Genomic DNA, 10295 nt, shown 5'->3' on the forward strand with positions numbered 1-10295 from the left:
GTTCGACACATCCGCGAATGGCCACAGCGACTGGACAGCACCGAACGTTACTGCTCGGGCACGTACTGTCAACAGGCTGGGGCGTGCCGCCTTCCGTCCGGTCCGATGGTCACGAATGCGCCAGCGGACTGCCTCCATCGACGGAGCAGCCTGCTGTCGGGGGTGTTGCATCGCGCATGAGGTCCCCGCGCGGCCGGGTTTCTGCAGTGTGAGGTTCAGCAGAAGCGCGCCCGCGAAGTCACCTGTATATCGGTGGTTACGCTCCGCTGCAACCATTCTGGGTAAGACGGTCGGTCCCGGACCGGATCCCCGGCGTGACAGACTCGCCTGGTGATGGTGAATTTCGCGGACATTCTTCGTGACACAGCGCAACGTCACGGCGAGCGTCCCGCGCTGGTCGACGGGGATCGGCGGCTGACCTGGGGCGAGCTCGACCAGGCCGTCGACCGGACCGCGCAGGGCCTCGCCGCGGCCGGCCTGGTACCCGGGTACCGGGTCCTGCTGCTGGTGGCCAACAGCATCGAGTTCGTTACGTCCTACCTGGGCATTCTCCGCGCCGGGCTGGTCGCCGTGCCGCTGAACACCGGCCTCACCGAGGCTGAGCTGGCGACCGTGGCGGCGCACTCCGGGGCCCGGCTCGCGATCGCCGGACCGGGGCTCGCGGACCGTTTCAAGGGCATCCGGACGGTGGCGCCCGACGAGCTCCAGGGTGACGCTCCGTTACTTCCGTCAATCGACCCCGAGACGCTCGCGGTGCTCCTCTACACCTCCGGAACCAGTGGAGATCCGCGCGCGGCGATGCTCACCCACCGGGCGCTCGCGGCGAACGTGCGGAACCTCGGCGAGCTCGGCGAGGACCGGATGGGCCCCGACGACGTGGTGCTCGGCGTGCTGCCGATGTTCCACGCCTTCGGTCTGAACGCGGTCCTCGGCTGGGCGGTCGCGACCGGCGCCGCGCTCGTCGTCGAGCAGCGCTTCGACCCCGAGCAGACCCTCGACCTGATCCGCAGGTACGGCGTGACGCGGCTGCCGCTCGCTCCGCCGGCGCTGCACGCCTTGCTGACCCGGACCGATCTGCGCGACGCGCTCGAGACGGTCAAGGTCGTGCTGACCGGCGCCTCCACCCTCGACCGGGCGCTCGCCGACCGCTTCGAGCAGGCCAGCGGTCACCATGTCCACCAGGGGTACGGCCTGACCGAGGCGTCCCCGGGGGTCACCACGACGCTGGGCGAGGCCGAGCCGAAGCCGGGCTCGGTCGGTCGCGCTTTGCCGAACGTCGAGATCCGCATCGCCGACGAGCAGGGCGCGGACGTGGAGGGCGACGACCCCGGCGAGATCCTGATCCGCGGCGGCAACCTGTTCTCCGGCTACTGGCCGGACGGCGTGGACGGCCCGGACGCGGAGGGCTGGTACCGGACCGGCGACGTCGGATTCCTGGACGGCGACGGCGACCTGTTCCTGGTGGACCGGCTGCGTGAGCTGATCATCGTGTCCGGGTTCAACGTCTTCCCCAGCGAGGTGGAGGACGTGCTGGTCGCGGCTCCGGGGGTCCGGGAGGCCGCGGTCATCGGCGTACCGTCCGAGGACACCGGCGAGGCGGTGAAGGCGTTCGTGGTGCCGTTGCCGGACGCATCGGTCGACGTCGCGGCGGTCCGCGAGTACGCCGGGAGCCGGCTGGCGCGGTTCAAGTGCCCGGTCGAGATCGAGGTGGTGGAGAACCTGCCGCACTCGGTCACCGGCAAGGTCGCGAAGGGCCGGCTGCGGGGGGCGGAGCGATGAGCCGGGTGGTGATGTACGGAAAGCCGGGCTGTCATCTGTGCGACGACGCCCGGGAGATCATCCGGGCCGTCTGCTCCGAGACCGGTGTGGAGTGGAGCGAGGTCGACATCACCCAGGACGACCGTCTGTTCACGCAGTACGGCGAACAGATCCCGGTCACCTTCGTCGACGGCAAGCAGCACGACTTCTGGCGGGTAGACCCCGCCCGACTACGCAAAGCCCTGATGAGCTAGCTCACTTCTCGCCGATTTTGTTCTCACGTTCACAAGCTCCTAGAGTAAGAGAGCCGCCGGCCGTCAGACCGCGGTGAACCAACCGCTCCCAGGAGAATTGTGACGCGTGCCAGCAGCCGTCGCCCCGGCCCGCCGACGAGAACCGAACGCGGCATCCCCGAGGCGACTGTCGCGCGCTTGCCGGTCTATCTGCGGGCCCTGACCGCGCTCTCGGACAGTGGCATCGCGACCGCGTCGAGCGAGGACCTGGCGACCGCCGCCGGCGTCAACTCGGCCAAGCTCCGCAAGGACCTGTCCTACCTGGGCTCCTACGGCACCCGCGGCGTCGGGTACGACGTGGAGTACCTGCGGTACCAGATCGCCCGCGAGATCGGCGTCACCCAGGACTGGGCCGTGGTCATCGTCGGGATCGGAAACCTGGGTCACGCGCTGGCCAACTACTCCGGCTTCGGCACCCGCGGCTTCCGGATCGTCGCCCTGCTCGACGCCGACCCGAACCTGGTCGGCGAGCGGATCGGCGACATGGAGGTCCGCGACTTCGCCCAGCTCGAGGAGATCGTCGAGGCCGACCGGGTCTCGATCGGGGTGATCACCACGCCCGCCGGTCCGGCGCAGGAGGTGTGCGACCGGCTGGTCGCCGCCGGCGTCACCAGCATCCTGAACTTCGCGCCGGTCGTGCTGTCCGTGCCCGACGGCGTCGACATCCGCAAGGTGGACCTCTCGATCGAGCTCCAGATCCTGGCGTACCACGAACAACGAAAGTCCGGAGAGGCGGCGCTCCCCCAGGTGCCCGAACTACCAGCGATGAACGGCCTGACGGATCTCCCGAGCGTCGGGGGAGGTGTCGGGGCATGAGCTACTTGGTGGTCGGCATCAGTCATCGTTCCGCCGCCATCGACGTGCTGGAGCGGGTCGCCCTCGACGCCGAGGCGGCCACCAAGCTCGCCCTCGCGGTCGGCAGTTCCTCGTCCGTCGCGGAGTCGGCGGTGCTTGCCACCTGCAACCGCACCGAGGTGTACGCGACGGTCGACCGGTTCCACGCCGGGATGGACGAGGTCACCGCGATCCTGTCCGACATCACCGGCGTACCGCTGCTGGACCTGGCCGAGCACCTCTACGTGCACTTCGAGGAAGGCGCCGTCGCGCACCTGTTCCAGGTCGCGGTCGGGCTGGACTCGATGGTCGTCGGCGAGAGCCAGATCCTCGGCCAGGTGAAGGAGACGCTGCGCGTCGGCCAGGACCTGGAGACCGTCAGCACCGACCTGAACGCCCTGTTCCAGCACGCGTTGCGGGTCGGCAAGCGGGCCCGCACCGAGACCGGGATCGACGCGGCCGGCCGCTCGGTGGTCTCGGCCGGCCTGGACGCGGTCGGCGGCTTCGAGGGCCGCCGGGCGCTGATCGTCGGCGCCGGCTCGATGGCGTCCCTCGCCGCGCAGACCCTGGCGAACGGCGGCGCCCGCAGCGTGACCGTTGCCAACCGCAACTACGACCGTGCGGTCGCGCTCGCGGACCGGATCGGCGGTACGGCGGTCCGCCTGGCCGACGTACCGGCCGCGCTGCACGACGCCGACCTGGTCGTGTCCTGCACCGGCGCGCGCGGCGTCGTCCTGACCGAGGAGATGATCCGCTCCGCCGCGGACGGCCGGCCGCTCGGCGTGCTGGACGTCGCGCTGCCGCGGGACGTCGCCCCTGAGGCGGCCCGGATCCCGGGCGTCACCCTGATCACCCTGGCCGACCTGATCGGTACGGCGGGCGGCAGCCAGGCCGACATCGACGAGGTCCGCCGGATCGTCGGCGAGGAGACCGGTGCGTTCGAGGCGACCCGCCGGGCCGCCTCGGTGGCGCCGACCGTGGTCGCGCTGCGGGCGATGGCGAGTTCGCTGGTCGACGCCGAGCTGGCCCGCCTGGAGCGGCGGCTGCCCGGCCTCGACGAGCACGAGCGGCACGAGGTCGAGCGGACCATCCGCCGCGTCGTCGACAAGGTGCTGCACAACCCGACCGTCCGGGTGAAGGAGCTCGGCGGCGACCCGGGCGGACCGACGTACGCCGACGCGCTGCGGCAACTGTTCGCGCTCGACCAGGCGACCGTGGAAGCCGTCACCACGCCGAAGGGGAGTGAGCAGGCATGATCCGCCTCGGTACCCGCCGCTCCAAGCTGGCGACCGCGCAGTCGACCATCGTCGCCGACCAGCTGCGGGCCCTCGGCCACGAGGTCGAGCTGGTGCTGATCACGACCACCGGTGACGTCAACCGCGCACCGGTCGAGCAGATCGGCGGCACCGGCATCTTCGTCAGCGCCTTGCGGGACGCCTTGCTGGCGAACGAGATCGACATCGCGGTGCACTCCTTGAAGGACCTGCCGACCCAGCCGGTCGACGGCCTGACGCTCGGCGCGATCCCGGTCCGCGAGGACCCGCGCGACGTCCTCGTCGCCCGCGACGGCCTGACCCTCGGCGAGCTGCCGCACGGCGCCCTGATCGGCACCGGCGCGGCCCGCCGGGTCGCACAGATCGACGCGCTCGGCCTCGGGGTCGAGTGCACCGGGATCCGCGGCAACGTGGACACCCGGATCGGGCTGGTCACCGACGGCAAGCTGGACGCGGTGGTGATCGCGCGGGCGGGCCTGGCCCGGCTGGGACGGCTCGGCGAGGTGACCGAGACGCTGGACCCGATCCAGGTGCTGCCCGCCCCGGGGCAGGGCGCCCTGGCGATCGAGTGCCGCGCGGCCGACACCGGCGTACTGGCTGCACTGGCTCCGCTGGAGGACCCGGCCACCCGCGCGGCGGTGACGGCCGAACGGCAGCTGCTGGCCACCCTCGAGGCAGGGTGCACGGCTCCGGTCGGCGCGCTCGCCGAGGTGGTCGAGGGTGAGGACGGCCCCGAGTTGTGGCTGCGGGGCGCGCTCGGCCAGGACGACGGCGTACGGCGGCTCAGCGCGAACGGGCCGGTCGACGACCCGGTGTCTCTCGGCAAGGCGCTGGCGAACGAGTTGCTGGAGCGAACATGACACCGGCACAGGGCACGAGTACTGCGGCCCATCAGGCGGCCAAGAAAACGGCCCACAGGACGAGCAGGAAAACGACGAGGGCGAAGGCAGACGTGAGCGCGAAGACAGCCGCCACCGCGGCACCGCAGAAGGCCGCGACCAGTACCGTCAAGCAGACCAAACCGCTCGGCCACGTGACATTCGTCGGCGTCGGTCCCGGTGACCCGGCGCTGCTGACGCTGGCCGGCCGCGACGTGCTGGCGAACGCCGACGCGGTCGTCGTCGAGGGCCCCGAGCACGACGCGTTCCTGAGCTACTGCCGGCCGGGAGTCGAGGTCGTGGACGGCTCCGGCGCCGAGGGCAGCCGCGCGCTGCGCGTCGCCGCCCGGGCCCGGCTGGTCGTGAAGACCGCCAAGTCCGCGGCGAACGTCGTCCGGCTGCTGAGCGGCGACCCGTTCACCTTCTCCAGCGGCGCCGAGGAGGCGGCCGCCTGCAAGAAGGCGGGCATCGCCTTCAACGTCGTCCCGGGTGTCAGCGAGGTGAGCGCGGTCCCGACGTACGCCGGGATCCCGCTGACCATGAAGGGCGACCGCGAGGTCACCGTCGTCGACCTCGCCGAGAACAAGCTCGACCTGACCCGCCTGCAGCCGAAGCAGACGCTCGTCCTGCTGAACGCGATGGACGTCCTGAAGGAGACCGTCGGCGCGCTGGTCGAGGCAGGCTTCGACGCTTCCACGCCGGTCGCCCTGACCGTCGGTGGTACGACGACGTCGCAGACCAGCGTGGTCGGAACGCTCGAGACCATCGTCGCCGACCTGCGCGCGGCGAAGGTGACCGGCGAGGCCGTGGTGGTGGTCGGCGCGGTCGTCGAGCAGCGCGAGGCGCTGTCGTGGTTCGAGACCAAGCCGCTGTTCGGCTGGCGGATCCTGGTGCCGCGCACCAAGGACCAGGCCGGTCCGCTGATGGACCGCCTGCGCCGGTACGGCGCGATGCCGGAAGAGGTCCCGACGATCTCGGTCGAGCCGCCGCGCAACCCGCAGCAGATGGACAAGGCGATCCGCGGCCTGGTCGAGGGACGCTACGAATGGGTCGCGTTCACGTCGGTCAACGCGGTCAAGGCGGTCCGGGAGAAGTTCGACGAGTACGGGCTGGACGCGCGGGCGTTCTCCGGGCTGAAGATCGCGGCGGTCGGCGACAAGACCGCCGAGGCGATCGGTGCCTGGGGCATCCGTCCGGACCTGGTCCCGTCCGGTGAGCAGTCGGCCGCCGGGCTGGTCGAGGACTGGCCGCCGTTCGACGAGGTGCTGGACCCGATCAACCGGGTCTTCCTGCCGCGCGCCGACATCGCGACCGAGACCCTGGTCGCGGGCCTGACCGATCTCGGCTGGGAGGTCGACGACGTCACGGCGTACCGGACCGTGCGCGCCGCCCCGCCGCCCGCGCCGACCCGCGAGGCGATCAAGTCCGGCAAGTTCGACGCGGTCGTGTTCACCTCGTCCTCGACGGTGCGCAACCTGGTGGGCATCGCCGGCAAGCCGCACGCGTCGACGGTGATCGCGGTGATCGGCCCGGCGACGCTGAAGACCGCCGAGGAGCACGGCCTGCGGGTCGACGCGATGGCCGAAACGCCGTCCGTCGAGGAACTGGCCGACGCTCTCGCCCGGTTCGGCGCGGACCGGCGTGACACCATGGTGGAGGCCGGGGAGCCGGTCACCCGTCCGTCCGAGCGTCGCCCGGGTTCTCGTAGGAAGAGCTGATTCTGTGCCTGGTTTCCCGGAAGTGAGGCCCCGGCGGCTCCGGTCGTCGGCGGCGGTGCGCAGGATGGTCGCGGAGACCACGCTGGAACCGCGGCAGCTGATCCTGCCGATGTTCGTCCGGGAAGACGCCCGCGAGCCGATCGCGATCAACTCGATGCCGGGCGTCGTGCAGCACACCCGGGACACCGCCCGCAAGGCGATCGCGGAGGCAGCGCAACTCGGCCTCGGCGGCGTGATGCTGTTCGGCGTACCGTCCTCGAAGGACCCTGTCGGCTCCGGTGCACTTGATCCCGACGGGATCCTCAACGTCGCGATTCGCGACGCGGTGTCCGAGGTCGGCGACGCACTGCTGATCATGTCCGACCTCTGCCTGGACGAGTTCACGTCACACGGACACTGCGGCGTCCTCGACTCCGCAGGACGCGTGGACAACGACGCGACCCTGAAGATCTACGCCGAGATGGGCGTCGCGCAAGCAACGGCAGGCGCGCACGTCGTCGGCCCGTCCGGGATGATGGACGGCCAGGTCGGCGTGGTCCGGACCGCGCTGGACGCGGCCGGCTTCCTCGACACGGTGATCCTGGCGTACGCCGTGAAGTACGCGTCGGCGTTCTTCGGCCCGTTCCGCGAGGCCGTCGACTCGTCGCTGACCGGCGACCGGAAGACGTACCAGCAGGACAACGCCAACGCCCGCGACGCGATCCGCGAGGTCGACCTCGACATCGCCGAAGGCGCCGACATCGTCATGGTCAAGCCGGCCCTGGCGTACCTGGACATCATCCGCCAGGTCCGCGACCACGTGAACGTCCCGGTTGCCGCCTACAACATCTCCGGCGAGTACGCGATGGTCGAGGCCGCCGCCGCGAACGGCTGGATCGACCGCGACCAGGCCATCCTCGAAACCCTCACGTCGATCCGCCGCGCCGGCGCCGACACCATCCTCACCTACTGGGCCGCCGAAGCGGTCCACCTCCTCGGCAACAGGTAACCGACCCACCGCGTATTCCGCAGCCGCTCGTCATGGTGCGGCGGGCCAGGCCGTGCCATCGTGGATGTGGGGGTGGGATTGATGAGGCGGCTTGTGGAGTTTCCGCTGGACCAGGGCGGGACGGTCCTGGTCGAGGTGGACGAGGGCGGGCCGGTGATGCGCGGGATCGGGAAGGATCGGGCGGCGCTGGTCGAAGAGGCGGACCGGACCTTCGAGGCCGCGACGTCGGTGGTGGCGCCGGCTGCGCGGAGTTTGATTGCTCGGCTGCGGGGGATGGACGACGCGCCGGACGAGGTCGGTATCGAGTTCGGGTTGCAGCTCAGCGCACAGACCGGGGCGTTCATCGCGTCGGCCGCGGCGCAGGCCAACTTCAAGATCACCGTGACCTGGCGGAGCCGCGAGGGCTGAGGTCGTGCAAGCGCTGCTGAACTTCGACCTGGCGATCGAGGCCCGGGCGGACGGATACCGCGCCAGGGTGATGGCCTCACCGGCCGGTGAGGCGGAAGGCAGCTTCGAGCTTCCGTTCTCCGAGAAGGATCTGCAGATCCTGGTCCTGAAGGTCATCGGATCGGTCGGACGGAGGCGTCGCAAGCTCCGGCGCTTCGAGTCGGTGGAACGCCGGATGCTGGAGGACTTCGGCGGTCAGCTGTTCCAGGCTGTGTTCGCGGGCAGCGTGCGCAGCTGTCTGGAGCGCAGCCTCGCGGCCGCTGAAGGTGAAGATGCCGGGCTGCGCATCCGTCTGCGGTTGGCGCCGTCGCTGGAGAACGTCCCGTGGGAGTACCTCTACGACCGGGATTACGGGTTCCTGTGTTTGTCCCCGGAGACACCGCTGGTGCGGTACGTCGAGATCCCGCGGCCGGTGCGGCCCTTCCCGGTCCGTCCGCCGTTGCGGATCCTGGCGATGATCGCCGCGCCCACCGACGTACAGGCGCTCCAGAACGAGGAGGAGTGGAACAAGCTCAACGGTTCGCTCGGTGAGCTGATCGAGCGGGGGATGGTTCAGCTCGACCGGTTGCCGGTCGGGTCGCTCGCGGCGTTGCAGCGTCCGTTGCGGCAGCGGGAGTACCACGTGCTGCACTTCGTCGGGCACGGGTTGTACGACGAGGACGCCGAGGACGGGGCGCTCGTACTCGAGGACGAGAGCGGGCAGGGGCGGCTGGTGACGGGCCGCGACCTCGGCACGATGCTTCGCGGTCATCGGTCGCTTCGTCTGGTGGTGCTGAATGCTTGTGAGGGTGCGCGGAGTGCGGTCGATGATCCGTTCGGTGGGGTGGCGCAGGCGTTGGTGCGGCAGGGGGTGCCTGCGGTGATCGCGATGCAGTTCGAGATCTCGGATCCGGTCGCTGTGGTTTTCAGTCAGTCGTTCTATCAGGCGCTCGCGGATCTGCTGCCTGCCGACGAGGCGATGGTCGAGGCACGGCGGGCGATCTTTGCCGCCGACAACGAAGTCGAGTGGGCGACGCCGGTGATCTACCTTCGCGCACCCGATGGCCGGATCTTCGCCGAGGTCCCGGTCGACGAAGAGAAAGAACAACGCGAACGCGAGGAGACCGAGCGGCGGGAGCGGGAGTCGGCTGAACGCCGGGAGAGGGAAGCGGCGGAACGGCTGGCGCGGGAAGAAGAGGAGCGTCGGCGGGAGGAGGCTGAGCGGCGACAGCGGGAGGAAGAGGAGCGGCGGGAGCGGGATCGGCGGGTGGGGGAGTGGAACGAGGTGGCGGCGGGGGCGTTGCGGGAGGGGCGGTGGGACGACGCGGTTGGGGTGCTGGAGCAACTGGTGAATGCGGGCCAGAACGATCCGGCGACCATGCAACGTCTGCGGTCTGCGCAGGCTCAGCAGCAGCGTGCCAGGCTGGTTGCCGAGGCTCGCAGGCTGTACTCGGCGGGTCAGTGGGCGGATGTGCTCACGGTGGCCGAGCAGCTGGATCGGCTCGGCGCCACGGACAAGGAAACAGCCCGCCTGACCGCCTCCGCGAAATCCAAGCTCGAAACCGCCGCTCGCAAACAAGCCCGCGAACAAGCGCAGGCCGCGGGCCGTCCAGTGGTCGCCGACATGCGCGACCGTCTGTTCGCCCGGCTCGTCGACCTAGGCATCTATCTGATCCCGTTCCTGCTTCTGACCCCGCGGTACGCGCCGGAATCCGGCGAACAGATCACCACAGGCGACACACTGCGTCTCGGAGGCATCGTCCTGGCCATCGCGACCTACGAGGTCGTACTCACCGCCATCTGGGGCAGAACCCTGGGAAAGCGCCTCCTGCGACTACAAGTGGTCCGCAGCGACGACCGCGGCCCGGTCGGCTGGAGCGAATCGTTGCTGCGCTGGTTCATCCAGCTCCTCGCCTGGGCAACCTGCACCTTCGTGCTTCTCTACCTGACCCCGTACTGGGACAAGTCCGGCCGCCGCCAGGGCCTCCACGACCGCGTCGCAGGCACCCTCGTCGTCAAACTCCCACCGCGCTAGCTGGCTGTGGGTCGAGTCAAGTCTGGTGATGGCTGTGGGGGATTGTTCCGCCTGGGTGGGGTGGATTTTGTGGGTGGTATGGGGCCGGGAG

General features: G+C 70.3%; 9 protein-coding genes. All 9 read left to right on the forward strand.

The annotated features are described in order from the left end of the window. The first annotated feature begins 333 nt into the window (after positions 1-333). The 9 genes from ACWEOO_RS17075 (at position 334) to ACWEOO_RS17115 (ending at position 10204) form a co-directional block, all read left to right on the forward strand. Positions 334-1779, forward strand: a complete 1446-nt coding sequence (locus ACWEOO_RS17075; RefSeq protein ID WP_452143773.1) for a class I adenylate-forming enzyme family protein — start codon at positions 334-336, stop codon at positions 1777-1779. Beyond that, positions 1776-2012: a glutaredoxin family protein gene (locus tag ACWEOO_RS17080; RefSeq protein ID WP_452143763.1), complete on the forward strand. Its 237-nt coding sequence runs from the start codon at positions 1776-1778 to the stop codon at positions 2010-2012. Before ACWEOO_RS17075 ends, ACWEOO_RS17080 begins: the two co-directional genes overlap by 4 nt. A gap of 99 nt (positions 2013-2111) precedes the next feature. Next, the gene (locus tag ACWEOO_RS17085) at positions 2112-2867 is read left to right on the forward strand and encodes a redox-sensing transcriptional repressor Rex (protein WP_355694665.1); all 756 of its coding nucleotides are present in this window, start codon (positions 2112-2114) and stop codon (positions 2865-2867) included. Next, positions 2864-4141, forward strand: a complete 1278-nt coding sequence (locus tag ACWEOO_RS17090; protein ID WP_363712692.1) for a glutamyl-tRNA reductase — start codon at positions 2864-2866, stop codon at positions 4139-4141. The genes ACWEOO_RS17085 and ACWEOO_RS17090 overlap by 4 nt, the downstream gene beginning before the upstream one ends. After that, the gene (gene hemC, locus ACWEOO_RS17095; RefSeq protein ID WP_452143764.1) at positions 4138-5019 is read left to right on the forward strand and encodes a hydroxymethylbilane synthase; all 882 of its coding nucleotides are present in this window, start codon (positions 4138-4140) and stop codon (positions 5017-5019) included. The genes ACWEOO_RS17090 and hemC overlap by 4 nt, the downstream gene beginning before the upstream one ends. After that, on the forward strand, positions 5016-6755 hold the full coding sequence (locus tag ACWEOO_RS17100) for a uroporphyrinogen-III synthase (protein ID WP_452143765.1): 1740 nt from the start codon (positions 5016-5018) through the stop codon (positions 6753-6755). Before hemC ends, ACWEOO_RS17100 begins: the two co-directional genes overlap by 4 nt. Positions 6756-6759: 4 nt before the next feature. After that, a complete protein-coding gene (hemB, locus tag ACWEOO_RS17105) occupies positions 6760-7743 on the forward strand; it encodes a porphobilinogen synthase (protein WP_452143766.1) in 984 nt (327 codons plus the stop codon). A gap of 81 nt (positions 7744-7824) precedes the next feature. After that, positions 7825-8151, forward strand: coding sequence for a CU044_2847 family protein (locus ACWEOO_RS17110; RefSeq protein ID WP_452143767.1), 327 nt, complete (start codon positions 7825-7827; stop codon positions 8149-8151). A gap of 4 nt (positions 8152-8155) precedes the next feature. Beyond that, a complete protein-coding gene (locus ACWEOO_RS17115; RefSeq protein ID WP_452143768.1) occupies positions 8156-10204 on the forward strand; it encodes a CHAT domain-containing protein in 2049 nt (682 codons plus the stop codon). Positions 10205-10295: the final 91 nt, after the last annotated feature.

The organism is Kribbella sp. NPDC004138, from assembly GCF_053603655.1.